Origin of the sequence: Streptomyces sp. NRRL B-1140 (assembly GCF_001280065.1) — a bacterium.
In the GTDB taxonomy this organism is placed as follows: Bacteria; Actinomycetota; Actinomycetes; order Streptomycetales; family Streptomycetaceae; genus Streptomyces.
In genome coordinates this window covers 97,632-122,677 of record NZ_LGEA01000069.1, presented here as the reverse complement: position 1 = coordinate 122,677, position 25,046 = coordinate 97,632, and the positions used below count along the sequence as shown (strand labels likewise).

Sequence of the window (25,046 nt, the reverse complement as noted above, 5' to 3'; positions counted from 1 at the left end):
GACCGGCCGGGGGAGCGGTCAGAGTGAGAACCCGTCGGCCGGCGAAGGCACGGGATAGGGGCGGAGGATCATGAGTGAGTCCTCCAAGGCCGCCACCATGGCAAAGGGGAAACGGTCGAGCTCGAGACAGAGCGCGACGTCATCAGGATGGACTCCTTTGCGCACCCCCTGCGCCAGCTCCGCGGCGGCCCGCGAACGCCCGGCGCGGCGGAGGAAGCCGGCCGCATCCGTCTCTTCGCCCACGGCCCTGCGGGCGATGTACTGCGCGCACGCCAGATCCTCGTCGGCCTGGCCGTCCTCGCCCGTGACCACGAACGTGACACGGTCGAGGCCGCGGGTCCGCAGGAGCCGTGCCGTCGCCCCGGCCACCACGAACCCGGCGCACAGCACCAGCGACGCCTCCTTGACGGCGAGGGCGCCGACCGTCCCGGCCGTGGTCTTCTGCACGACGGTGCGTCCGCCGAGGTCGAGAGACCGCAGCAGACCGGGCGAGTTGACGGTGTCGAACCCCGGAGCCGGCGGACCGTCCTTGAGTGCGACCCAGTCCGGGTGCCGCGCCTTGAGCTCCCGGGCCTCGTCCAGCGACTCGGCGAGCACGATCCGCTCAGCCCCCTGGCCGAAGACCCAAGCGGCCACCGTGAAAGCGCGCATGACGTCGACGACGACCGCCACGGACGGGACTTCGTTCACGGCCAGCTCGGCGATGCCGACGAAACGAGTGTTCATCCCGTCATGATCGCGCATGCCCGCCCCGAGGCACTTCACATGACGAAAAGCCCGTCCGGCCAGGACTCCCCGAGCGAGCCGGTGACGGGAAGACCGGGGCGGTGAACCGCGGCAGCTGCACGGCGGGCTCGATCGGCCCGGGGCGGCACGAGATTGGGCTCCCTGCGTCCGGCCCGCGCCGCCCTGCGGCCCGCGATGTCCTCACCGGGAAGCGTCGGGCGGGGTGGGGTCGAGTGGGTCGTCGATGAGGCCTGCGTCGCGACGCACCTCGTCGACCGGGTCCACGGCCAACTCGTCGGCTGCCCCGGTGAGGGCCTTCAATGCGGGAACGAGCCCGGCACGTGCCTCGGCGGGCAGCCGTTCCACGAGCGCGCGGATCTCGGTGCGCCGGTGCGCGAGGACGCGCTCCACCACGTCCTGTCCCGTCGGGGTGAGGCGCAGGATCACCTCCCGCCGGTTGGCGGGGTTGGTCCGGCGGTCGACGAGGCCGCCGTCCCCGAGCCGGACGGCCATCCTCAGAGCGGTCGAGGGGTTGACACCCAGGGTCGATGCCAGGGCGGCGAGCTTGACGGGCCCGCACGTCCGCAGCACGACGAGCGCGCGCAGCTGGGGCAGGGTCAGCGTGCTGCCGGTGGACGCCAGGGCCCGCGCGGAGATGGCGACGAGCAGCCGCGACGCCGCCATGACGGCGAGCGTGACCTCCTCGGCCTCCTGGTCGGGATCTCCGTGGGAGCGCGTCATGGTCTCCGTTCCCCCTCTCCGGCCGGCGATCTTGCCGCCGTCCTCGGCGGCGAACCCTTGCAGAACGCAATGGTAAGGGGGTGAGACCCGGGGGATCCGGCTGAAAAGTCTTCCGGAAATCACCATTGCAGAGTGCAAGGGTGGGTACGCGGAGGCCGGAGGCTCTCGGCTGCCCGGAGCGGCCCGGCGCTGTGGCGGAGGAGACCTCCAGCACAGGATCCCGCACGCACGCGGGGCACGCCAAAGGAACGGTTTTCCCGATGACTCGTACATCGCGACACGGCACCCGCGGCCCGGCCGGCGGAGCGCACGAGAGGGTCGACGTGGCGGCGCTGGAAGCCGCGCTGCGCGACGCGGTCGACGGTGAGGTCCGCTTCGACGCGGGCAGCAGGGGCGCCTACGCCACGGACGGTTCCAACTACCGTCAGGTGCCGCTCGGCGTGGTCGTTCCCCGCAGCCTGGACGCCGGAGCGCGGGCGGTGGAGGTGTGCGCACGGTTCAAGGCCCCGGTGCTCTCCCGGGGCGGCGGGACAAGCCTGGCAGGACAGGCGACCAACACCGCCGTGATCATCGACTGGACCAAGTACTGCCACGCGCTGGTCTCGGTGGACCCCGGCGCGCGCACCTGCGTGGTGGAGCCCGGGATCGTCCTGGACGAACTCAACCGGCGGCTGTCCGGGCACCGGCTGCAGTTCGGGCCGAAGCCGTCCACGCACAGCCACTGCGCGCTGGGCGGCATGATCGGCAACAACTCGTGCGGAGCGTCGGCGCAGGCGTACGGCAAGACCGTGGACAACGTGCGCCGCCTGGAGATCCTCACGTACGACGGCACCCGCATGTGGGTGGGGCCGACGTCCGAGGCCGAACGGGCACGGATCGCCGCCGAGGGCGGCCGCCGGGCCGAGATTTACCTCGGTCTGGAGCGCATCGTCGCCGCGTACCTGGCGGACATCCGCACCGGGTACCCCCACATCCCGCGCCGGGTCTCCGGCTACAACCTCGACTCCCTGCTGCCGGAGCACGGCTTCGACCTGGCCAAGGCCCTGGTCGGCAGCGAGGGCACCCTGGTGACGGTGCTGCGCGCCGAACTCGACCTGGTGCCGGTGCCGCCCCACCAGTCACTGCTGGTCCTCGGCTACGACGACATCTGCGCCGCCGCCGACGACGTCCCCGAGCTGCTGCGGCACTGTTCTCCCGGCCAGCTGGAGGCCCTCGACGGCAGGATGGCGCAGCTCATGCGCGAGGAGCACGCCGAAGTACGCGACGCTCTCGATCTGTGCCTGGCGTGCAAGGGCTGCAAGTCGGACTGTCCGACGGGCGTCGACATGGCGACCTACAAGGCCGAGTTCCTGGCCCACCACTACGACGGCCGCCCGCGTCCCGCCGCGCACTACTCGATGGGCTGGCTGCCGGTATGGGCCCTGCTGTCCCGTCTGGCCCCGTCACTGGTCAACAGCGCGCTGCACGCCCCTGGTCTGGCCCGCGCCGGCAAGTGGCTGGCGGGCGTGGACGCGGCGCGCCGGGCACCGGTGTTCGCGCCGCAGTCGTTCGTGCAGTGGTGGCGGGCCCGTGCCGTGGACGAACCGGATCCCGCCGACGAGCGGACCGTCGTCCTGTGGCCCGACACGTTCAGCACCTACTTCCACCCGTCGGTCGCGATCTCGGCCGTTCGGGTCCTGGAGGACGCGGGCTTCCGCGTCGCCGTGCCCACCGAGGCCGTGTGCTGCGGCCTCACGTGGATCTCCACCGGGCAACTGGACACCGCCAAGAAGGTGCTGCGCCGCACACTCCGCGTGCTGCGGCCGTACATCGAGGCCGGCACCCCGGTCATCGGGCTCGAACCGTCCTGCACCGCCGTGTTCCGCGCCGACGCGCCCGAGCTGTTGCCGGACGACCAGGATGTCCGGCGCCTGGCCGGCCGGTTCCGTACGTTCGCCGAACACCTCGTGCGGCACGCGCCCGAGGGCTGGCAACCGCCCGCCCTGGCCCGGCAGGCCCTCGTGCAGACCCACTGCCACCAGCACGCGGTCCTGAAGGACGACGCCGACCGGGAACTGATGCGCCGCGCCCACCTCGACGCCGACGTGCTCGACGAGGGCTGCTGCGGTCTCGCCGGCAACTTCGGCTTCGAACGCGGTCATCACGAGCTCTCCCTGGCCGTCGCGGAACAGGGCGTCCTGCCGGCCGTGCGCGCGGCCGCCCCCGGCAGCCTGCTTCTCGCGGACGGCTTCAGCTGCCGCACCCAGATCGAACAGAGCGACACCGGCCGCCGGGCCCTGCACCTCGCCGAGGTGCTGGCCCTGGGCCTGGACACAAACCTGCCCGGTGAGCATCCGGAACGCCTGGCGGGGCGGCCGCCCGAGCCGTCCCGCGCGAGCCGCTGGGCGATCACGGCGGGCGCCGCGGCCCTCACCGCCGGAGCCGCCGTCCTGACCGGCCGCGGCGCCGCGCGACGCCTGCGCCGGGCCCAGCCGGGCACCCGGGACACCTGACACACCCCCACTCGAAAGGTCAGCACCATGTCGATGAAGGTCTCCGACCACCTCCTGCAGCGCCTGCGCGAGTGGGAGGTCGAGCACGTCTTCGCCTACCCCGGAGACGGCATCAACGGACTGCTCGCCGCCTGGGGACGGGCCGACAACAAGCCCGAGTTCATCCAGGCCCGGCACGAGGAGATGGCCGCCTTCGAGGCCGTCGGCTACGCGAAGTTCTCCGGCCGGGTCGGGGTGTGCGCCGCCACCTCCGGGCCCGGCGCCATCCACCTCCTCAACGGCCTGTACGACGCCAAGCTCGACCACGTGCCCGTCGTCGCGATCGTGGGGCAGACCAACCGCAGCGCGATGGGCGGCTCCTACCAGCAGGAGGTCGACCTGCTGAGCCTCTACAAGGACGTCGCCTCCGACTTCTGCGAGATGGTCACCGTCCCCGAGCAGCTGCCCAACGTGCTCGACCGGGCCATGCGCACCGCCATGGCGCGCCGCTCGGTGACGGCCGTCATCATCCCGGCCGACGTGCAGGAACTTGACTACTCCGCTCCCGGGCACGCCTTCAAGATGGTCCCCTCCAGTCTGGGCATGTCCCACTACGCCCCCGTGCCCGCCGAAACCGACATCGAGCGTGCCGCCGAGGTGCTCAACGCGGGCGAGAAGGTCGCCCTGCTCATCGGCCAGGGCGCTCGCGGGGCCCGCGAGGAGGTCATGGAGGTCGCCGACCGGCTCGGTGCCGGCGTGGCCAAGGCGCTCCTCGGCAAGGACGCGCTCGACGACGACCTCCCCTACGTCACCGGCGCGATCGGCCTCCTCGGCACGCGCCCGTCGTACGAGCTGATGCAGGACTGCGACACCCTGCTGGTCATCGGATCCAGCTTCCCCTACACGCAGTTCATGCCCGAGTTCGGTCAGGCGCGGGCCGTCCAGATCGACATCGACCCGCACATGGTCGGTCTGCGCTATCCGTTCGAGGTCAACCTCGTCGGTGACGCCCGCGCGACCCTGCAGCGGCTGCTGCCGCACCTGAGGCCGGCCGCGAACGACGGCTGGCGCAAGAAGATCGAGAAGAACACCGCCCGCTGGTGGGAGGTCATGGAACGGCGCGCCGCGGTGGACGCCGACCCGATCAACCCCGAGTACGTGGCCCACACCCTGAACGGCTTGCTGCCCGAGAACGTCATCCTCGCCGCCGACTCCGGCTCGGCCGCCAACTGGTACGCACGCCACCTGAAGCTGCGCGGAGACATGCGCGGCTCGCTGTCCGGCACGCTCGCCACCATGGGCCCCGGCGTCCCCTACGTGATCGGAGCGAAGTTCGCGCACGGCGACCGCCCCGCCATCGCGCTCGTGGGTGACGGGGCGATGCAGATGAACGGACTCGCCGAGCTGATCACGATCGCCAAGTACTGGCAGCAGTGGGAGGACCCGCGCCTGGTGGTGGCGGTGTTCAACAACCAGGACCTCAACCAGGTCACCTGGGAGATGCGCGCCATGTCGGGCGCCCCGCAGTTCCTTCCCTCGCAGTCCCTGCCCGACGTCGCCTACGCGGACTTCGCCCGCTCGGTCGGGCTGAACGGGATGCGCGTGGAGAAGCCGCAGGACGTGCAGAGCGCGTGGGAGGCGGCGCTGGCGTCCGACCGGCCCTTCGTCCTGGACTTCCGCACCGACCCTGCCGTGCCGCCCATCCCGCCGCATGCGTCCCTCGACCAGATCGAGGCCGCGGCGGCGTCCGTGCTCAAGGGCGACAGCGACCGCACGGCGATGGTCCGCCAGGGCTTCAAGGCCAAGGTCCAGGAGATGCTGCCCGGCAGCCGGCACCGCGAGGACCGGCCCGGTGCGGGAGAGGAGCGGTGACGGACGCGGCGGTGGTGGAACGGCTGGACACCGCCGTCTACACGGTGCCCACCGACGCCCCCGAGGCGGACGGCACCCTGAGCTGGGACAGCACCACCCTCGTCGTCGCGACCGTGCGGAGCGGCCGGGTCACCGGAACAGGCTGGACCTACGCTCCGGCGGCTGCGGCACGGGTCGTCGCCGACCTGCTCGCCGACATCGTCGTCGGCTGCCCCGTTCTCGACGTTCCGCGCCTGAACGAGGCCATGCACCGTGCCGTGCGCAATGCGGGCCTGCCCGGCATCGCCGCGCAGGCGATCGCCGCCGTGGACATCGCGCTGTGGGACTGCAAGGCCCGCCTGCTGGACCTGCCCCTCGTCGACCTGCTCGGCGCCGCCCGAGCGGACGTGCCGGTCTACGGAAGCGGCGGCTTCACGACGTACGACGCCGGGCGACAGGACCGCCAACTGCGCGGCTGGGCCGCCGAGGAGGGCATTCCGCGCGTCAAGATCAAGATCGGTGAGTCGTGGGGACGGCGGGAGGAACGCGATCTGAGACGGGTCGCCGAGGCCCGCGCGAGCATCGGCGACGCCACCGCCTTGTACGTGGACGCCAATGGCGCCTACGGCTCCAAACAGGCCGTCCGGGTCGCCGGCGCGCTGGCGGACCACGGCGTGACCTGGTTCGAGGAACCCGTCTCCTCCGACCACCTGGACACCCTCGCCGGCATCCGCGACCACGTCACCATCGACGTGGCCGCCGGCGAGTACGGCTACACCCTGCCCTATTTCGAGCACATGCTGGCCGCCGGCGCCGTGGACTGTCTGCAGGCGGACATCACCCGGTGCGGCGGCATCACGGTCTGGATGCGCGCCGCGGCTCTCGCCCAGGGCCGCGGCCTGGAGATCTCCGGGCACTGTGCTCCTCACGCCCACGCCCATGCCGCCGCGGCGGTGCCCAATCTGCGCCACCTGGAGTGGTTCCATGACCACGTCCGCATCGAACGCATCCTGTTCGACGGCGTCCTCGACCCCCGCGGCGGCAGCATCAGCCCCGGCAGCGGCGCGGAGCCCGGCCTGGGCCTGGCCCTGAACCCGGGGCGCGCGGAGCGGTACCGGGTGGGCTGACGGGGTCTACGCGGTCACGACTCAGCCGCGCTGGTCGAGGAGCCGGCCGAACGAGGTCATGCACGACGGGCAGTGCCGGTCCGTCTCCACCGGCTTCGTCACGCCCGGTTCGAGTGTCAGGCCACAGAGGGCTACGGTGCCGTTCTTCGCCTTCACGTGCCAGACGAAGGTCGTACCGGGTTCATCGAGGCCGGGGCACATCTCGTACATGCTTCCCCCTGGGGACGGACGACTGCTGTGTCCAGGACACAGCAGGGGCAGCGCCGGCACATCACGGCGGGGCCCGTTCGGGTGAACGGGCCGGCAGCCTCACCGGTCCGGTCGCGGCGCCCTGTGTCCTAGCGCACCACGCGGTGACGGAGGTAGACGACTTTCGAACCGAAGGTGCGGGTCTCGACCAGTTCGAGGTCGACCCGGCGCTCGTGCCGAGGAAAGAACGGGGTGCCTCCGCCGAGCAGGACGGGGTAGACCATCGCCCGGTACTCGTCGATCAGATCCGACGCGGCCGCCTCGGCGGCGAGCGTCGCACCGCCGATCGCGATCTCGCCCTCCGCAGGCTCGGCCCGCAACCGTTCGATCTCCTCCGCCAGGCCCCCCGAGACCAGGCGGGCGTTGCCCTGCACCGCCGAGAGCGTGCGGGAGAACACCACCTTCGGGAGCGGATTCCAGAGCGCGGCCCACTCGAGCTCGGAGTCGTCGAGCGAGTCATCCTGATCGGCGGTCTCCCAGTACAGCATCGTCTCGTACAGCCGGCGCCCCAGCAGGTGGACCCCGACCCCCCGGATCTCGTCGATCCAGAAACGGAACACCTCCTCGTCGGGCGCGGTCCAGTCGAACCCGCCGTCCGGCCCGGCGATGTAGCCGTCGAGAGAGACGTTCATCGAATAGGTCACGCTGCGCATCGGCGGTCCTCCTCGGTCACGGGGTTCGACCGTACGGCGCCGGCGCCGCAGGCCCTGCCGCGGCTCGCGGACTCCTGCCGCCGCCACCGCAGTTCGTGACCGGCTCGGGACGGAAATCGTGTGCGGCCCCCGATGCGGGAGACGTCCTCGGCGTCAACGACCGGACGCCGGCGGCGTGAAACCCGAAGGCCCGCCCGGAGCATGGCCGGTCAGGACGAGTTCCTTCGCCCGGCGGTACTCGTCGTCAGTGATGGCCCCGCTGTCGCGGATCTCCGACAGCCTGGCGAGTTCGTCGACGCTGCTGGACCGGCCCTCACTGCCCGCGGCCTGCCTGATACGGGCGTCGAAGGCCTCCTGCTGTGCCCGGGCCTGCGCCATCTCACGGCGGCCCATGTTCTTGCCGCGGGCGATCACGTAGACGAAGACGCCCAGGAACGGCAGCAGGATGGTGAGCACCAGCCAGCCGGCCTTCGCCCAGCCGCTCAGGTCGTCGTCACGGAAGATGTCGACCACCACACGGAAGAGCAGGATGAACCACATGATCCACAGGAAGAACAGGAGCATGCTCCAGAAGACACTCAACAGGGGGTAGTCGTAGGCCAGATAGGTCTGCGCGCTCATCTCTCTCCTCCGTCCAGACGCCCGTCGGGCCACCGGCGGGTGCTGCCTTCAGCTTCGGTCCGGACCGAACGACCGACCTCACCCGGCGAGGGTGAACGTGCCGCGGTCCGGTACCACGGGGTGGAGGCGACGTACTCGCCGAGTGCCAGGCCCGAGACGGCCACGAGGAAGACGGCGATGAGCCAGGAGAGAAAGGTGAACACGGGGCCGAGGGGGCCGAACTCGGCCAGGCTGCGCTCCATGATCGTGGGCATCAGCACCCGCGCGGCCAGACTCAGCAGCACCGTACCGGTGGCGGCCAGCAGTGCCCCCGGCAGCAGGCTCCGCCAGCCGATCCGGCCGCCCAGCAGCAGATGCTGCGACCACCACCACAGCAGCGTCCCCGAGAACAGGGACAGCACCAGCCCGGTCGCCGTGCCCGCGCCGAAACCGTTACGCAGCGGCGCCTGAAGCAGGAGGTAGGCGAGCCAGACCAGCAACCACAGCAGCCAGCGCCAGAAGACGGCCCGTATCGGTGCCCGCGGCAGGCGCCAGCAGCGCTCGAACACCGCCTGAAGGGCCCGGCTGAACGCAGTGGCCGTCACGAGTGTCACCACCGCGCTCACGACTCCGGCCGTCTCCCGTGCCGCGCCCGTCGCGGAGAAGACCCGGCGCAGCTCGTCGAGAGTCTCGCCATGCATACCCAGAACCGCCCGGAGCGAGTCGGTCAGCAGGTCCTGCATCCAGCCAGGAGCGAACGCCGCGACGGTCATCAGCAGCGGGAGCGCGGTGATGAAGGCCTGGGCGGCCAGCCGTACCGAGCCCTCCACGATGTTGAGGGCGGACAGGCGGGACAGCAGCCGGGCCGCGGCTTCAAACCTTAGCCTCGCGGCGACCCGCGCAGTCGTGCGCTCGCGTGTCCTGCCTTTGAGGACGGGTTTCACGGTCATGACTCACGGAACCGCCCGCTGCCCGGCCTGGCCCGCCGCCCGGTCGGCCGGTCCGGCGGCGGACGCGAGGATCGCCAGAAGGATCAGGGCGGCCAGAGCGACACCGACGACGAGCGCCACGGCTCCGACGGTCGGGTGGTTCCACAGAACCAGGGCCAGAGCGGCGGCCGCCATCACCCCACCGGTGACCCACTGGCGGTGGTCGGCCAGCCCGCGTCCCACGGCGCCGGTGCGCATTCCCGCGTTCCCGAGCGCCCTGCCGGTGGCCGTCGTGCCCCGGTCCGCCGCCGTCCTGACGCCACGGGCGAGGCGGCCCGGACCGTACAGGTACGCGACCAGTGCGGTGATCACCGAGACGACCAGCACGGTGAGGGTGCTGTCCCGCAGGAAGCGGACGAACGTGTCGTAGACGGTCGCGGCGGCATCGGCGGGCAGCGCCTCCGGTGGCACCGAGTCCAGATAGACGCGCCGGACCAGGGCAAGCGCGACCAGCAACCCCACCATCATCACGCCTATGCCGGTGGCGGTGATCATGAGCATGACCCGGTGTGCGGGAGCGGTCCACACGGCGAGCGCGGCCAGTACGACGGTCAGGACCGGCAACCATGTGCCGACGATGTCCAGCAGCCGCATCGCGTCCTGCGCCTTGCCCAGCTGTTCCGTCTCGAACAGGGTGACCGTCCGGTCGGTGTCCGGGATGGCGGCGGCCTTCTCGAAGCCCGCGTCGACGAGCCGCTGCTGTACCTGGTCGACGACTTCTCCCACATCCAGTTGCACGGTGCCGTTCACGGCCCCCACGGCACCCTCGCGGTCGCCGGTCAGCATGTTCACCACTGCGGCGTGTGAGCGGCGGTTGGCGCCCTCCCACACCTGCTGGAAGGCGTCACTGGTGATCACGCGGGTGACGGCGCGGTCCACCGCGGTCCTGACCGCGTCGCGCAGCGGACCCTCGAGAGACTCGGCCCCCGCGACGGCGCGGGGCGGTGCCCCCGCGTCCCGAAGGGTCCGGGCGAGTGAGTCCGTCACCGCCTGGACGTCGACGTTCTCCACCACACGGTCCGTGATCCGGTTGATCACGACATTCTGCACGGGTGGCGCGGATGCCAGCGGGGCCACGGTCGCCACATACCGGTCGGTGTCCGAGACCGTGTCCTGGACCCAGGCCGCGACGACGGCCAGGGGCGCGAGCAGCAGGGCGAGCAGGAGCAGGACCGAGGAGCCGGCCCGTCGCACCCGCCGGTGGCGTACCGTCGCGTGGCGGCGCAGCTGCTCGTACTCCGCCCGTTCCTCCGCGGTCATGTCATGCCTCGGGTTCGCGGCTTCGCCGTAGTCCGGGGAGTCCGGGGAGTCCGGGGTTGCGGCCGGGTTCATGGGTGCGCCTTTCCGCGTGGTTCCGCGTGCGCGCCGCACCCCGGCGCTGCGGTCGTCGCAGCTCGGGATGACGGAGGGGGCGTCGCACGGGCCGCGGCGCTTCCGTCGCGCCGGGGCAGGGGGTCAAGCAGCCTCGGAGGGGGTGTGCGCTCCCGCCGCGTGCGTCTTTCGGAGTGCGGCCCGCCACGCCAGGGCGACCGCCGCCTCGGCCAGGCCGAGCAGGACCAGCCACAGGCCGAGCAGCCGGGTCAGGGCACGGGCCGACTCCGCGGGCAGGGCGAGCACCACGATTCCCGCGACGATGCCCAGCATCGCCGCCCCGAGCACGACGCCGCGGTGCGGCAGGTCCTCGGCGACGATGGCCGTGTAGAGGCTGAGAATCCCGGACACCAGCCAGACGACGCCGGTGACCAGCGAGAGCACGGTGATCGTCTGCAGCGGGTTGCGCAGGCACAGCACTCCCGCCAGCACGTACACCACGGCCATCAGCAGCCCCGGCAGCCGTTCGCCGTGCTCCTTGCGGCCGAAGACGGCCACGAACCGGAACATCCCGTTCACCAGCAGATACAGCCCCACGAGGACGGCCAGGACGTGCAGGGTCGCCTCCGGCCAGACGAGGATCAGGACGCCCGGCACCAGGGTCGCGACGGCCGAGCCCATGAGCCAGGTCCATGAACGGCCCAGTCGTTCCAGCCCGTAGGCCGTGCCGTACGCCGGAGCGAGGACTGCCCCGTCGGACCGGTGTTCCTGCCCGGGGAGCGGTGTCGGACCACGCGACATGGTCATGGCTCCTCCTCGCGTGATCGATCGGTTGTCTCGGGACCGCCTGCGGGGCGGTGTCCGAAGGTGTGACAGGGCCTGTGCGCAGCTCCGCCGGCTCCAGACTCCCGCGTGCCGCCGGGTGCCGGGGTCACCCGCCAAGGGTGATCTGCCGGTGAGCCCGCGAGCGCGGCGACGGCGCCGGTCACTCGGAACGGGCGCCGGCCATTGATCTGATGTCCAGTCAGCTTGACTCCGGATCAGGGGAGTTGATGACGCACAGCAGGACGAGAGGGTGCCGGGCCGGTCACGTCACTCGGGCACCGGCCGCATCTCCACGACGCGCAGTCCCAGTGACTGGCAGCGAGCCAGCAGCCCGTACAGGTGCGCTTCGTCCACGACATGGCCGAACAGGACGGTCTGGCCGGCCATCACCACATGGCCCAGCTCCGGAAAGGCCTTCGCCAGCGTTTCCGACAGGTGTCCCTCGACGCGGATCTCATAGCGCACGAGCTTGTCCTCCCACAGAGCACGGGACAGGCGGACGGCGCCCTATGTGTCATCGTCCGCCTCCGTCACGGCACGGACCTCACCCGAAGGAGGTGACCCGCCGGGTGACGAACCCCGGGCTCAGTGCTTCAGCACGATCTTGAAGGCGACGATGAGCAGGCCGAGCAGCAGGTTGACCGACGCGGTGACGGCCATGAGCCGGGGCGAGGCACCGGCACGGCGGGCCGCCGCCACCGACCAGCCGATCTGGCCGACCACGGCGACGCACAGGGCGAGCCAGAGGGCTCCTCGGACGTCCAGCCCCAGGAGCGGGCTGACCGCCACCGCGGCGGCCGGCGGGACCGCGGCCTTGACGATGGGCCACTCGTCACGGCACACGTGCAGCACGAGGCGGCGATCCGGCACCTGTTGTGCCAGGCGCGCCCCGAACAGCTGGGCGTGCACGTGCGCGATCCAGAACGCCACGCCGGTGAGAAGCAGCAGCACGACCAGCTCGGCCCGGGGGAACGAACCGAGCGTTCCGGCACCGGTCACCACGGAGGCCGCGAGCATCGAGCCGTAGACGCCACCCGTGTAGTCAGCGCTGGCCCGGCGCTGCGCGCGGCGTTTGCTGCGGGCGGTGGGGGCGGTTGTGGTCCGGGACATGAGGAGCTCCCTGCGGACTCAGTGGGGAGAGCCGGAGGCCCCGGCCATCGTTTCGGCCCCCTGCTTGCGGGGCCGGTCCTTCCGCGCGGTGGGCAGCTGCGGTGTGACCAGGAAACTCGCCAGAGCGATGCCTCCAGTGGCCAGGATCGCCGCCTTCAGACCCTGCAACTGCGCGGACGCGTAGGAGTCGGCGACGGCGTCGGCCTCGGACGGCGGCAGCCCGGCACGCTCGGCCGCCGAACGCACCTGGTCGGTGGGGACGAAGGTGATTCCGGCTTCCAGGGCGACGCCGACCTGCTCACGGGTCTCCTCCGACAACTGCGCGTTGTCCTCCACCCGCGTGGTGAAGGCATGGGCCAGCGCGCCGATGAGGAGGGACCCGATGAGTGCGGTGCCGAGCGCCGAGCCCAGGTTCTGCGCCGTGAACTGCAGCCCTCCCGCCTCACTGCGTTCCTCCTCCCCGACCCCGGACTGCACGACGTTGCCCAGCTGCGAAGCGAGCAGACCGACCCCCACGCCCAGCAGGGCCATGGCACCGGCGAACTGTGCGTCGTCGATGGCCGGGTCGATCGTGGCCAGCAGCCACACGATGGCAGCCACCAGAGTGGTCAGGGCCAGCCGGACCACCCGGCGCGGCCCCACCACACGCCCCAGTGAGGACGCGCACAGCGAGGTCACGAGCATGGTCGCGGAGACCGGGAGCAGCCGCAGACCCGTCTCGAAGGCGTCGAACCCCTGCACCACCTGCAGGTACAGCGGGATGGCGAAGAACAGGCCCAGCAGGATGAGATTCTGGCTCAGCAGCGTCGACAGGCCCGACCGCAGTACGGGCCGGCCCAGCAGGGACAGGTGCACGAGCGGATCGGCGCCGGTGTGTTCCCGCCGCCGCTCCCACCACCGGAAGACGGCCAGGGCGGCGGCCCCGGCGCCGACGACGAACAGGGTCGGGGCGAAGCCGAGGACGGTGAAGGGAGGGTTGCGCGGCTGCAGCCATCCCCAGGTACTGCTCTGCAGCACGCCGAGGACGCCCAGCCCGAGTCCGGCGGCGGACAGGAGCGCACCGACGCCGTCCAGCCGGGGGCGCGGCCCGCTCGGGGCGGGCGTCGCGATCACCCGGCGGCACAGCAGCACCGCCACGACCACCACGACCTCGCCGGCGAAGACCAGCCGCCACGTCAGATACGTCGTCACCCAGCCGCCGAGCAGCGGGCCGACGGCGATTCCCGCGCCGGCGAGCCCGCCGATGACCGCGTAGGCGATGGCCCGGTCGCGTCCGCGGTAGGACTCCGCGACGAGGGCCGCCATGGCCGGCAGCACCATGGCGGCACCGAGCCCTTCGATGACGGACCAGCCCAGCATGAGGACCCACAGCGTGGGTGACACCGCCGTGAGGGCGGATCCGACGCCGTAGACGACCATGCCGAGCAGGAACATGCGCCGGCGCCCCACGATGTCCCCGAGTCTGCCACCAATGATCATGAAAGCGGCCATGACCAGCGCGTACAGGGTGATGACGGCCTGGATGGCCGTGACCTCCGTGTCGAAGTCCTCGACCAGCTGACTGATGGACACGTTCATCACCGAGGTGTCCAGGACCATCAGGAACTGGGCCGCACCCAGGACGATCAGAGCCCGCCAGCGTTTCACGTGTCCACCTCGCCGAGTCGGCCCGGTACACCGGGGCGGTGCCGGGCATGCGCCGGCGTACCGTGCGCCGGCTGTTCTCATGGCACCCGAGGTGCGCGCCGTGCGCCTCACCCACGAGGGGGGAGTTGCGGGGTCTGCGCCGGGCCGCAAGAGGGGCGCGGCGGAGACTGCGGGAAGCCGCGGCGCTGTTTCAGAGCATCCGGAGGTCGCGTGCGCGGCGGACCGCTTCGCCTCGCCGGTTCACCGCCAGCTTCCGGTAGACGCTTTTCAGGTGGGTCTTCACCGTGTTCACCGACAGGCAGAGATCGGCGGCGATCTCCTCCGTCGACATCATCCGGGCCACACGGTCCAGTACGTCGTGCTCACGCGCGCTCAGCTCCACGGCGACGAGCGGAGCGGCCGGCGACTGCGGCCGGGCGCGATCGCCGTGGCCCGCCGGGGCGGGTGTGAGCCAGCCTGCCGCCAGGTCGTGCAGCGGCCCCGTGGCCAGGAGGGGCCGGATCCAGGCTCCGGCATCCAGGAACGGACGCCGCAACCGCTCACGCCGGGCGTCGAGCAGCGCCTGTGCCACGAGCTTGCGTGCGGTGGCTCCGTCTCCCGCCGCGTTCGCGGCCCGGGCCCTGACCAGGGCTGCCCGCACCGTCACCGCCGGACCGGTGCGTCCCTCGGCGTGGACGCTGTCGAGCAGGTCGAAGGCTGCCGCGGGACGTCGCGCGGCGAGCTGGATCGCCGCGGCCTCCACCGCGCACACGGGCTGGTCACCGGAGACGGCCCGCAGCACCGCCGCGGCTTCGTCCGGCCGGCCCTCGGCCAGATGGGCGGCCGAGGTGACGAGCGCTTCGTGGCTCGTCGCCCAGGGGGAGGCCACGGCGGCCGGGACGGCCGCATCCGCCGCCTCGACAGCGGCTCGCACCTTGCCCTTGGCCAGCAGCAGGCGGGCCGCCGCGAGGGCGTGCCCCGCCGCCAGCACCGGATCACGCGTTCCGGAGGGCGGCCCGGCCGTCTCGTCGATGAGGGCCTGTGCCCGGCCCAGTTCGTCGCGGTCGACCGCGACGGCGGCCAGGACCAGCCGTCCGATTCCGGCGCCCGAGGGCCGGGGCGCACCGGGGCGGTCCGCCTCGGAGACCGCGGCCAGTGCCTTGCGCTCCGCCCGGCCGAGCCAGCCGTTCATGTAGTCGAGCAGGGCCAGGTGCCCCATCGCCTCTTCCCGGGGCAGCTCGGTGGCGGTTCCGCCGGGTGCCGCCACCACGCCGGTCAGGACTGAACGCGCGTCCTCGAAGCGCCCGGCCCACAGCAGCGTCGCACCCACGTGGGTCATCAGGAGGGCGGTCAGTTCGGGATGCCGGTCCAGGAGGTCGACCGGAATCTCCTGCCTGAGGTGCGCGGCCGATTCGGCGGCCTTCTCCACCTCCGGGGGGCAACCGGTCAGCCGGGCGGCCAGGGCATCCAGCAGAGCGCAGCTCAACCGGGCGGCCGCCGCGTCGTGCTCGCCGCCGGCGAGCTGCTCCTCGGCGTGGCGCAGGCTGGCCAGGCCGTGATCGAGGTCGTGCCGGGACAGGTCCTGGGCGGCACGTACGAGAAAGGTGGCGGGGCTCCTCGCATCGGGCCCCATACCGGAGAACAACCGAACGAGGTCGTCCGAGTCGGGCCCGGTGAAGAGCAGGCCGATCGCGAGATCGTCCACCAGTGCTCCGGCGGTGAGGTCCCAGTCACCCGCGGCGGCGCTGTGGGCGAGTGTCTCCGGCAGGAAGCCGTGCCGGTGCAGCCACTGTGCGGCCCGTCGGTGCAGTTCCGCTTCCAGCCCCGGCAGGCGAACGCGCAGATGTGCGCGCAGTATCTCCCCGAACAGCGGGTGAAGCTGGTACCACGAGTGCCCGAGACGCTCGACGAACGCGTTCTCACGGTGCAGCCCGGCCAGGATGGGCTCGGCATCGACACGACCGGTCAGCGCGTTGGCCAGATCGGGACAGAAACGCTCGAGGACGCTCACGCGCAGCAGGAGGTCCTGTGTCTCCTGCGTCTGCCTCTTGAGGACCTCGGCCAGCAGGAAGTCCGCGACCGTGCTGCGGTCCGCCTCGAACTCCTTCAGATAGAGCTCGGGATCGGAACTCTCCCGGGCGGCCAGGGCGGACAGGCTCAGACCGGCGGCCCAGCCCCGGGTGCGCTCGACCAGGGTCCGCGCCGCCTGGACCGGGAGGCTCACACCGTGCAACTCCAGCAGGGCGGCGGCTTCTTCCGGAGTGAAGGCCAGTTCGGCGGAGCGGATCTCCGTCAGCTCACCGGCAGCCCGGTACCGGTGCAACGGGAGCAGTGGTTCGTTGCGCGTGATGAGAACGAGGCGAAGACCGCGGCCGGCGTGGTGCAGGACGAACTCCAGCTGCTCGGCGACCTCCGCGTCGGTCACACGGTCGTACTCGTCGAGCACGAGGACCACCGGCCGCTCCCGCTCGCTCAGCTCACCGGCCAGTGCCGACAGCAGCCTGTGGTCCACACCGGAGGCGTCCGCGGGCGTTCCGACCGCTTCGGAGACCGGGGCACCACCGGCGCGCAGCGCCTGCAGCACGTAGGCCCAGAAGACTCCGGGCCGCCGGTCGCCCACGTCGAAGGTGAGCCAGGCGACCGGATGAGTCAGTCCCGAGGCCCAGTCCGCGGCCAGCAGGGTCTTGCCGGCTCCGGCCGGACCGTTGAGCAGCGTCAACGGCGTGCTCAGAGCCTGGCCGAGGTGATCGACGAGCCGCCGGCGGCGCATGAACGTCCGGGGCCTCGCGGGAATCGCGAACCGTGTGCGCAGAAAGGGATCACCCACGGGGTCGGTGCGCGACAGCGCCGGAACGAGGGGAACCGCCGGTCCTTGACCGCTCTCATGGATCTCCGCCACGGCGCTCATCACCCCTGTCGGTCAGGGCCACGTCACGGGCAGCGCTTCAGGTTCAGCATCCCAGCCTTCCCGCACAGGCGCACGGCAGACCGCTCCGACAGCCCGCTGACCTGCGCTATCGGCGGCAGGTCGGCGGGATCGGGAGCGGTTTCCGGCGGTAGCCGGCCCCACGTCGTCAGCGCGGCGGGCGCGGAGCGGCCGTGGGACGGTAGGTGTCCTCGCGTTCGCGCCACGAACCCTCCTCGGACGGGTCGAGGAGGTTGTCGCGCGGTACGACGCACAGGGCCCAGATGATGAAGCCGGAGAGGGCGATCATCACGACCGACCAGACCGGGTACTGCGGCAGTGAGAGGAAGTTGGCGATGATGACGAGTCCGGCGATGGCCACGCCCAGGACGCGGGCCCACATCGCCGTCCTGAGCAGGCCCAGGCTGACGATCACGGCGAGGACGCCCAGAGCGAGGTGGACCCAGCCCCATCCGGTCAGGTCGAACTCGAACACGTAGTTGCGTGTCGTCACGAAGATGTCGTCCTCGGCGATGGCCATGATGCCCCGGAAGATGTCGAGCAGGCCGACCAGGAAGAGCATCACAGCCGCGAAGGCGGTCAGGCCGGTGGCCCATTCGTCCCTCGCCCTGTGTGACGGTTGAGTGTGTGTCGCGGTCATCTTGCGCCTCGCTTGCGATGCTCAGGGACCGGAAGGAGCGGGAGGGCGCTCGCAGCTCCAGGCTCTCGCTCCGAACCGTTCGATGTCCTCATCAGCGTGCCCAGGGCACGACACGGGCCGCCTCACCCGACGCGGGTGAGTGTGCGGCGGTCACCGCCCCACCACCATCACCGCCCCACCACCCCTCGCCGGCCACAGATCCACTTCCCGGCACGCTTGAGGAAGAGGTGGGCGCGCTCGCCACCGGTGGTGAGCTTCAGGCTGCCGGTCGCGCCGGCGGGCAGGTGTGGCAGCGGCACGGAACGGATCCGGGCGAGGTCGGCGGCGTCCTCGGTGCCGTTGACCTTCTTGTCGGAGCCGTCGTTGCACGCGGCCAGCTCGGCGTCGGACAGCGGCCGGCCACCGGGCCCGGACACCGGGCACCGCTTGGCGTCGTCATCGATGTTGGGCAGGTACACCGCCCCGCGTTCGACCGACCAGCCGTCCTCGCCTGCGGTGTCGCTGCCGGCGGTGACATCGACTCGCCCGTCGCGGTTCACGTCGACCCGCAGGTCGGCGCGCCCACCGGCCTCGGCGGCGAAGGCGGAGCCCGTCGGCCCCGCCAGCACCGATCCCGCGGCGGCCATGGCCAGGACCACCGACCCGGCCGGGTACAGGCGCGGACGCAAACGTCTCCGTGAACGCACAGCAGCTTTCTCTCGGTCAGGGGATTCACCCTGCAAGAGGAAAAGCGGTCGCTGTGCGTTCCCTGTGCGGCGCAGACGACTGCGCAGGAAGCCCCGACGGGCCTGTCAGCGCGCGGGGTTCAGGCGATGGACGCCGAAATGATCGCGGACACGGCGAGGTTGCAGGAAGCCGTCACCCAGACCGCGGGATGCGGCTCCGCCTCGACCAGCGTGGCACCCAGGCGTCCCGGCGTGACCAGGTCCACCACCAGAAAAGCCAGCGCCATCATGACCAGCCCGAGTATCCCGAACGCCGCGGTGGAGACCAGGCCCTTGCCGAAGTCCTCGTACGTCGTCCAGATGGACGTGAACACGATGCCGCCGATACCGAGCAGCGCGGAACTGAGGACGGTGGCGGCGTTGCGGTTGCGCTCCTGCCAGATCTGCCGACCGAGCTTTCCGGGCGTCAGCACGTCGACCAGGACGATGCCGAGGAGCAACAGAACCAGTCCCAGACCGCCGTAGGCAGTGGCCCGTCCGAGTCCGTTGACGATGTCGCTCATGGGGGTGCCAACTCCGAATCCGAAGCGTAGAGATCATCAGTGATCGCGGTCAAGGAGAGGCAAAATGTAGCGCACGGCCGCCGCGCGGTGAACGGCGGCCGCCTCTGCGGGAGATCACCGGCGCGACGAGCTTCGTGCGGTCCGGCCCAGGAAACCGTACGGCGTCGCCCCGCCCACCCCGCCGGCTCGTCCGGGCAGGACATCAGGCACCGTAGGGTCGGTAGTGACCCGGTGGTTCGTCATCGCCCACCGCGGGCGAAGTGCCCTCCACCCGAGCGGGAAGGAACCGACAGGACATGCGCGTCAACGCGGCCCACGGCTCGGGGAAGGCCTTCCGATGAGCGGAACCGTCGAAGAGGAACCCGTTGTCTTCCGCACCAGCGGGCGCGCGGCCCACATCACCCTCAACCGGCCCCGGGCCCTCAACGCGCTCACGCACACCATGGTCCGCCGCATCGACGAGGCCCTCCTCTCGTGGGAGCGGGACCCCGCCGTGGAGACCGTCGTCATCACCGGCGCGGGGGAGCGCGGCCTGTGCGCCGGCGGTGACATCCGTGCCATCCACGACGACGCCCGCGACGGCGACGGCACCGCCTCGGCCGCGTTCTGGCGCGACGAGTACCGCCTCAACGCCCGCATCGCCCGCTACCCCAAGCCGTACGTCGCCGTGATGGACGGCATCGTGATGGGCGGCGGTGTCGGTGTCTCGGCGCACGGCAGCGTCCGCGTCGTCACCGAGCGGTCCCGCATCGCCATGCCGGAGACAGGCATCGGTTTCGTGCCGGACGTGGGGGGCACCCATCTGCTCGCCACCGCCCCGGGGGAGCTGGGCACTCATCTGGCCCTGACGGGAGCTCAGGTCGGCGCGGCCGACGCCTTGCTGTGCGGACTCGCCGACCACTTCGTGCCGGCGGCCTCGCTGCGGGACTTCCTCGACGCCTTGGCCGAACGTCCCGCGGACGAGGCCCTGGCCGACTGCGCGCAGCCACCCCCGCAGGGTGTCCTGGCCGCCCAGCGTGGCTGGATCGACGCCGGCTACCGCGCCGACACCGTCGAGGAGATCGTGCGCCGCCTGCTCGCGCACGGTGATCCTTCCGCCAAGGAGGCCGCGGAGACCCTGCTCGCCAAGTCTCCGACCGCCCTCAAGGTCACCCTCGCCTCCCTGCGCCGCGCCCGGAAGCTCGGCGCGCTGGAGCCGGTGCTGAACCAGGAGTACCGCGTGTCCTGCGCCGCGCTGGCCACACCCGACCTGGTCGAGGGAATCCGCGCCCAGGTCGTCGACAAGGACCGCAGGCCGCGCTGGTCGCCGACGACCCTGGCCGAGGTCGCCGACGCCGACGTCGAGCGCTTCTTCACCCCGCTCGGGGAGCGTGAGCTGGGCCTGTCGCCGGACCTCCCTCACTGAGACAACGGGCGTGCCGGACTCCGGTGACCGGCGTCGGATGGCCCTGCCGGGAGGTAGGCGCAAGCCGTTGGGACGGGGCGCCGGGGACCGGAGAGGCGTCCTCGTCCCGGGCGCGACCTCCGGGCACCCCGTCGGCTCCACGGGATGTCAGAGCATGAGCAGCAGCCGCGTGTTGGCCACGAGCTTCCGGTTGACGCTGGTGCTCTGCACGAAGATGGTGAAGTGGTCGTTGTGGTCGGGCTTGACGCGCACTTCCGTGTCGGGCAGCCCGAGCAGGGCGCGGGCCTGGGGGCCCGTGTACACGCGGTCCGTCTTCTTCTCCAGCACCGCTATCTGCTTGCGCGCCTGGATCTTCTCCGACTTGCTCAGCTCGTAGTACGCGCCACCGGTGGTGTAGGTGTGCCCGCACTCGATGACCCACTCCCGGATCGCCGCGTCGCGGGCGACCGGGATCAGCTGGTACTTCGACGGGTCGGCCGGCGTGAGTCCGGCTGCCTTGATGGTGTCTTCGTTGACGGCGTCCGCGCTCGTGGAGAACACCGCACGCGACCCCCGGATGCCCTGGGTGCGGCCCATCATGAAGTTCTCTGTGGCCTGCCGGATGACCTGCCCGGCCTCCTCCAGGCCCTGCGTGCTGGTGGCGTCCCATATGGCGATGTTGTCCTTGGGGAAGCCGCACTGCATGGCCTCGCGCTTGCCCATCTGGTCGGGCACCAGCACGGCCAGCGTCCAGTTGTCCTGCTGGGTCTGGATCATCTCCGCCACAGCCTGCACCAGTCGACGTGGGTCCCGGGCGGGAGCGTCCGGGCAGCGGTGGCTCGCGTTCTCCTGTCCGTCGGTCAGAACGAACGTCAGGAAACTGTGGTCGCCGTACAGTTGGGCGGTCTGAGCGAGCTCGCGCTGTGACTTCAGCGCGGCTGCCAGGAGGGCCGTCATCCCACCGGTCCGGTACAACTGCTTCAGCGACGGCATGCGCAGCACGTCCTTGTCGTAGATGACGCACTCCACCTTGTCGGCGAAGACGTACACCGTGACGCGGGTTTCCTGGTCCAGTTCCCGCGAGCGGCGGGCGAGATAGGCGATCTGCTGGTCGGCGACTTCGACGACCTTGCGGCTCAGATGCGACATCGACGAGCTGGCATCCAGCACTAGAGCAACGTGGTTGATGTAGTTCTGGCTTTCGGACATCACAGCTCCCCCTCGTTCCGGCTTGGTGTTTCCACCTTCTCACCCACCACTGACAATCGATCTTGGGAGAACCGTGTGGCCGGGGCGGGCGGTCAGCGGGTGCGGTCGGACCAGCCCGGCGGGAGGTCGCCCGGTGCCGTGGCGATGACGGTGTCGTCGTCCGGGCCGACGAACTCGAAGAGGGTGATCTCGGCGAACTCCGGGACCACGTGGATCGGGTACGTGGGGCCTTCGTCGCGGAACCTGCGCATCTCGTCGAGGTGGTCGTTCTGGTAGAGGACCGTGCGCTCGCCGTGCTCCTCGACCCAGCGCGGGAAGAAGATCACGCCGTGCAGGCGGCGCTTGCCGGGCATGACGTTCACGCACACCGATGTGCCGGTGGGCTCGTTCCAGGACACCTTGTAGTGGTCGTCGTCCAGCAGGACCAGGTCGACCTGCTGGTCCTTGACCCATCGGCCGCCCACCATGCCGGAGTGGATCCGGTAGTCGATGGTGGTCGCGTTCTTCACGTACATCTCGTACTGCCAGCCATTGGCATAGGTGTAGATGAAGCGGTGGCCGACGATGCCGGAGAGCTGCTGCGGGGGGACGGGGTTACGGACGGTGGTCTCGTGCGCTTCGCGGCTGTCCATGAGGGGATTTCCTCGTCGTTCGGTGCCGTGCGGCATACCATTTTTGCCACAAAACTATTTTGCGACAAAACAATATCGAGGGCATCATGAACGCATGGACACCGCGACTGATCTCGGCCGCCTCATCGGGCCTCTCCGGCGAGCCGTGCTGCTGCGCACCCGCCGCGCGGAGGACCTGCCGGACCTTCCCGAAGCGCAGATCGAACTCCTGAGGGTCCTGTCCGAGGCCGGACCTCTCGGGCCACGCGACGTCGCGTCCCGCCTGCGCCTGGCCTCCTCGACGGTCAGCAACCTGGTCCGTGCCATGACCGCGTCGGGTCTCGTGGAGCGCAAGCCGTCATCGACCGACCTGCGCACGGTGACTCTCGTGGCCTCCCCGCACGCCCTCGATCTGCTCGACCGGTACGACCGGGTGAGCACGCAGGAACTGAGGCGCGCCCTGGCCGCTCTCACGCCGGACAGCCGACGGGCCATCGAGGGGGCGCTGCCGGCGCTCAGGGAGTTGCAGCACGTCCTGGACGGGCCGACGGTGTGAGGAATGAGGTCCGCATCCCGGGGTAAGCGTTTGCCGCTGGACGGGACGGGCCGCGACACCTGGGGAGGTCGGAGCGGCCCTTCCCTGCAGTCGGCCCACCGGCGGCCTGCGGCGACAGTCCTCAAGCCGCTCCGGCTTCCCGTGGCCGACCCTTGTCACGCCTGGACATGCGCCGACGCCGTCTCGCGGACGATGCACGTCCATGTCCGCCTTCCCGGTGACCGTCCCCCGGTGCAGCCGCTGCTCGACCGGCTTCGGGGACGGATCCCCGACGGCGTGCCCATCGTCGTGGACGACTCCCGTAGGCAGCGTGCCGACGCCGGACGAGTCGGTGACCGAACCGTCCGCCGCAGTGCGGTCCTGCCCGCTCTCCCGCAGGACAGCGCCGCGAAGCACGCGGGTGAAGCCTGAGCCGCCGTCACCTCCCCGGGGCATGCATGAGGATCGCCGCCGCAACCGGCAGGGCCGGCGGCACCGACGCACTGGAGGCGAGAGTGATGAAAGAACGAGCCGGACAGGCGGGCCCCCACACCATCGAAGTCCCGGTCCTCATCGTGGGCGGCTCCCTGGTCGGCCTGGCGACTTCGTTGTTCCTGGGACGGCTGGGCGTACCGCACCTGCTGGTGGAGCGCCACGCGGGCACCTCCATCCACCCGCGGGGCCGGGGCAACAACGTCCGCACCATGGAACTGTTCCGGGTGGCGGGTGTGGAGCAGGCGATCCAGGAGGCGGCCGCCACCCTGTCCGTGAACCACGGCATCCTGCAGGCCCCCACCCTGGCCGGCGACGCGGGCGAGTGGCTGTTCAAGGACATCGACCCGGGCGGCGGCCTGGCCCGCTTCAGCCCCAGCGCCTGGTGCCTGTGCAGCCAGAACGATCTCGAGCCGGTCCTGCTCGACCACGCCCGCAGGCACGGGGGTGACCTGCGCTTCTCCACCGAGCTGATGTCGTTCGACAGCGGCCCCGCCGGGGTGACCGCCGTCGTCAAGAGCCGTGAGACGGGTGAGCACACCACCATCCGCGCGGACTATCTCGTAGCCGCCGACGGCCCCCGCAGTCCCGTGCGTGAGCAGCTCGGCATCGCGCAGAGCGGACCCGGCGACCTGTTCCACAACGTCAGCCTCACCTTCCGCTCCCGCCGTCTCGCCGACGTCGTGGGCGACCGTCACTTCATCGTCTGCTACCTGACGAACCCGGAGGCCGACGGCGCCCTGCTGCCGGTCGACAACCGCGAGAACTGGGTCTTCCACGCCCCCTGGCACCCTGAGCGCGGACAGTCCCTGGAGGAGTTCACGGACGAGTGGTGCGCCGAGCACATCCGCCGGGCGGTCGGCGTCCCCGACCTCGACGTGGAGATCACCGGCAAGGCGCCCTGGCACGCCGCCCAGAGGGTCGCCCGCAGTTACCGGTCGGGCCGTGTGTTCCTCGCCGGTGACTCGGCCCATGAGATGTCCCCGACCGGGGCCTTCGGGTCCAACACCGGTATCCAGGACGCCCACAACCTCGCCTGGAAGCTGGCCGCCGTGCTCGACGGCTGGGCCGGGGAGGAACTGCTGGAGACCTACGACGCCGAGCGCCGTCCCGTGGCCGAGGCCACCAGCGCGCGGGCCGCGGCCCGGTCGGCCGAACACAGCCACCCCGGATTCGCCCCGCCACCCGGTGCCGGAGGCGGCGGTCCACGGCAGGGCATCCTCAACGTCGCCCTCGGCTACCGCTACCCGCAGGGCGCCGTCGTCGGCGCCGACCCGGCCGCCCCGGTGGTGCCGGAGGGCCTCGACCTGACCGGCGGACCCGGCAGCAGGGCGCCGCACCTGTGGGTGCGGCGCGGCGACGAACGGATCTCGACGATCGACCTCTACGAGCGGTCCCTCGTCCTGCTCAGTGACGCCGCGGAGCCGAACGAGTGGCACCCGGCCGCCGTGCGCCTGGCCGGCGAACTGTCCCTCCCGCTCAGGTCGTACCGGCTGGGCACCGGACCCGAGGCCGACCTGGTGCCCGAGGACGCCACCGACTGGGCGGAGCGCCACGGCACGGGACCCGGGGGAGCCCTGCTGGTCCGGCCCGACGGCTTCGTCCTCTGGCGGTCGCCGGGTCCCGAGGCCGACGCCGAGGCCGTACTGCGCGGGGTCCTGCGGACCGCACTGGCAGTCGACTGAGCCCCGCGGGCTCCGCTCGTGTGAGGCGCTCCGCGCGGCCCTGCCCGCGGTCGCACC

23 protein-coding genes are annotated in these 25,046 nt (G+C 71.3%); 6 read left to right on the top strand and 17 right to left on the bottom strand.

What is annotated here, in order from left to right:
* Positions 1-18: 18 nt before the first annotated feature.
* Positions 19-726 carry a 2-phosphosulfolactate phosphatase gene (locus ADK65_RS09070; protein ID WP_053669437.1) on the bottom strand — a complete coding sequence of 236 codons (708 nt, stop codon included), beginning with the start codon at positions 724-726 and terminating at the stop codon, positions 19-21.
* 201 nt (positions 727-927) lie between these two features.
* Entirely contained in the window at positions 928-1,467 is a 540-nt protein-coding gene (locus ADK65_RS09065) for a MarR family winged helix-turn-helix transcriptional regulator (protein ID WP_053669436.1), read from the bottom strand.
* Between the two features lie 260 nt (positions 1,468-1,727).
* On the opposite strand from ADK65_RS09065, the gene ADK65_RS09060 reads away from it, so the two are divergent.
* From ADK65_RS09060 to ADK65_RS09050, 3 genes are read left to right on the top strand one after another with little or no spacing between them, the layout of a single operon-like run.
* On the top strand, positions 1,728-3,959 hold the full coding sequence (locus ADK65_RS09060; RefSeq protein WP_053669435.1) for an FAD-binding and (Fe-S)-binding domain-containing protein: 2,232 nt from the start codon (positions 1,728-1,730) through the stop codon (positions 3,957-3,959).
* Positions 3,960-3,986: 27 nt separating this feature from the next.
* Complete coding sequence (locus ADK65_RS09055; RefSeq protein ID WP_053669434.1) at positions 3,987-5,810, top strand: thiamine pyrophosphate-requiring protein; 1,824 nt, start codon at positions 3,987-3,989, stop codon at positions 5,808-5,810.
* Positions 5,807-6,916, top strand: coding sequence for an enolase C-terminal domain-like protein (locus ADK65_RS09050; RefSeq protein ID WP_234352831.1), 1,110 nt, complete (start codon positions 5,807-5,809; stop codon positions 6,914-6,916). The genes ADK65_RS09055 and ADK65_RS09050 overlap by 4 nt, the downstream gene beginning before the upstream one ends.
* Before the next feature lie 21 nt (positions 6,917-6,937).
* Here ADK65_RS09050 and ADK65_RS09045 read toward each other — a convergent pair whose 3' ends face one another.
* From ADK65_RS09045 to ADK65_RS08985, 13 genes are all read right to left on the bottom strand, one after another.
* Positions 6,938-7,126, bottom strand: a complete 189-nt coding sequence (locus ADK65_RS09045; protein ID WP_053669433.1) for a hypothetical protein — start codon at positions 7,124-7,126, stop codon at positions 6,938-6,940.
* Between the two features lie 128 nt (positions 7,127-7,254).
* Positions 7,255-7,818, bottom strand: coding sequence for a dihydrofolate reductase family protein (locus ADK65_RS09040; RefSeq protein WP_053669432.1), 564 nt, complete (start codon positions 7,816-7,818; stop codon positions 7,255-7,257).
* A 153-nt stretch (positions 7,819-7,971) separates the two neighbouring features.
* Positions 7,972-8,439 (bottom strand): SHOCT domain-containing protein, encoded by a 468-nt coding sequence (locus tag ADK65_RS09035; RefSeq protein ID WP_053669431.1) that lies wholly within the window; start codon positions 8,437-8,439, stop codon positions 7,972-7,974.
* Positions 8,436-9,368, bottom strand: a complete 933-nt coding sequence (locus ADK65_RS09030) for a YhjD/YihY/BrkB family envelope integrity protein (protein WP_107092243.1) — start codon at positions 9,366-9,368, stop codon at positions 8,436-8,438. Before ADK65_RS09030 ends, ADK65_RS09035 begins: the two co-directional genes overlap by 4 nt.
* Before the next feature lie 3 nt (positions 9,369-9,371).
* Positions 9,372-10,739 (bottom strand): hypothetical protein, encoded by a 1,368-nt coding sequence (locus ADK65_RS09025; RefSeq protein WP_053669430.1) that lies wholly within the window; start codon positions 10,737-10,739, stop codon positions 9,372-9,374.
* A gap of 123 nt (positions 10,740-10,862) precedes the next feature.
* Positions 10,863-11,525 carry an HdeD family acid-resistance protein gene (locus tag ADK65_RS09020; protein ID WP_053669429.1) on the bottom strand — a complete coding sequence of 221 codons (663 nt, stop codon included), beginning with the start codon at positions 11,523-11,525 and terminating at the stop codon, positions 10,863-10,865.
* Between the two features lie 285 nt (positions 11,526-11,810).
* The gene (locus tag ADK65_RS09015) at positions 11,811-12,008 is read right to left on the bottom strand and encodes a hypothetical protein (protein WP_053669428.1); all 198 of its coding nucleotides are present in this window, start codon (positions 12,006-12,008) and stop codon (positions 11,811-11,813) included.
* A gap of 120 nt (positions 12,009-12,128) precedes the next feature.
* Complete coding sequence (locus tag ADK65_RS09010; RefSeq protein ID WP_053669427.1) at positions 12,129-12,653, bottom strand: hypothetical protein; 525 nt, start codon at positions 12,651-12,653, stop codon at positions 12,129-12,131.
* An 18-nt stretch (positions 12,654-12,671) separates the two neighbouring features.
* Positions 12,672-14,300: an MFS transporter gene (locus ADK65_RS09005; protein ID WP_053669426.1), complete on the bottom strand. Its 1,629-nt coding sequence runs from the start codon at positions 14,298-14,300 to the stop codon at positions 12,672-12,674.
* Positions 14,301-14,490: 190 nt separating this feature from the next.
* A complete protein-coding gene (locus ADK65_RS09000) occupies positions 14,491-17,187 on the bottom strand; it encodes a helix-turn-helix transcriptional regulator (RefSeq protein ID WP_053669488.1) in 2,697 nt (898 codons plus the stop codon).
* 166 nt (positions 17,188-17,353) lie between these two features.
* Positions 17,354-17,845, bottom strand: a complete 492-nt coding sequence (locus ADK65_RS08995; protein WP_053669425.1) for a DUF7144 family membrane protein — start codon at positions 17,843-17,845, stop codon at positions 17,354-17,356.
* Between the two features lie 167 nt (positions 17,846-18,012).
* Complete coding sequence (locus ADK65_RS08990; RefSeq protein WP_053669424.1) at positions 18,013-18,513, bottom strand: hypothetical protein; 501 nt, start codon at positions 18,511-18,513, stop codon at positions 18,013-18,015.
* A gap of 137 nt (positions 18,514-18,650) precedes the next feature.
* On the bottom strand, positions 18,651-19,073 hold the full coding sequence (locus ADK65_RS08985) for a DUF350 domain-containing protein (RefSeq protein ID WP_053669423.1): 423 nt from the start codon (positions 19,071-19,073) through the stop codon (positions 18,651-18,653).
* A gap of 337 nt (positions 19,074-19,410) precedes the next feature.
* Between ADK65_RS08985 and ADK65_RS08980 the strand changes: the two genes are divergently transcribed.
* Positions 19,411-20,478 (top strand): enoyl-CoA hydratase/isomerase family protein, encoded by a 1,068-nt coding sequence (locus ADK65_RS08980; RefSeq protein WP_053669422.1) that lies wholly within the window; start codon positions 19,411-19,413, stop codon positions 20,476-20,478.
* Positions 20,479-20,625: 147 nt separating this feature from the next.
* Here ADK65_RS08980 and ADK65_RS08975 read toward each other — a convergent pair whose 3' ends face one another.
* Both ADK65_RS08975 and ADK65_RS08970 read right to left on the bottom strand, forming a co-directional pair.
* Positions 20,626-21,666: a vWA domain-containing protein gene (locus tag ADK65_RS08975; protein WP_053669421.1), complete on the bottom strand. Its 1,041-nt coding sequence runs from the start codon at positions 21,664-21,666 to the stop codon at positions 20,626-20,628.
* Positions 21,667-21,758: 92 nt separating this feature from the next.
* Positions 21,759-22,298, bottom strand: a complete 540-nt coding sequence (locus ADK65_RS08970) for a phenolic acid decarboxylase (protein ID WP_053669420.1) — start codon at positions 22,296-22,298, stop codon at positions 21,759-21,761.
* A gap of 94 nt (positions 22,299-22,392) precedes the next feature.
* Between ADK65_RS08970 and ADK65_RS08965 the strand changes: the two genes are divergently transcribed.
* Both ADK65_RS08965 and ADK65_RS08955 read left to right on the top strand, forming a co-directional pair.
* Positions 22,393-22,833 carry a MarR family winged helix-turn-helix transcriptional regulator gene (locus tag ADK65_RS08965; RefSeq protein ID WP_053669419.1) on the top strand — a complete coding sequence of 147 codons (441 nt, stop codon included), beginning with the start codon at positions 22,393-22,395 and terminating at the stop codon, positions 22,831-22,833.
* A 497-nt stretch (positions 22,834-23,330) separates the two neighbouring features.
* On the top strand, positions 23,331-24,989 hold the full coding sequence (locus tag ADK65_RS08955) for an FAD-dependent oxidoreductase (RefSeq protein WP_053669487.1): 1,659 nt from the start codon (positions 23,331-23,333) through the stop codon (positions 24,987-24,989).
* Positions 24,990-25,046: the final 57 nt, after the last annotated feature.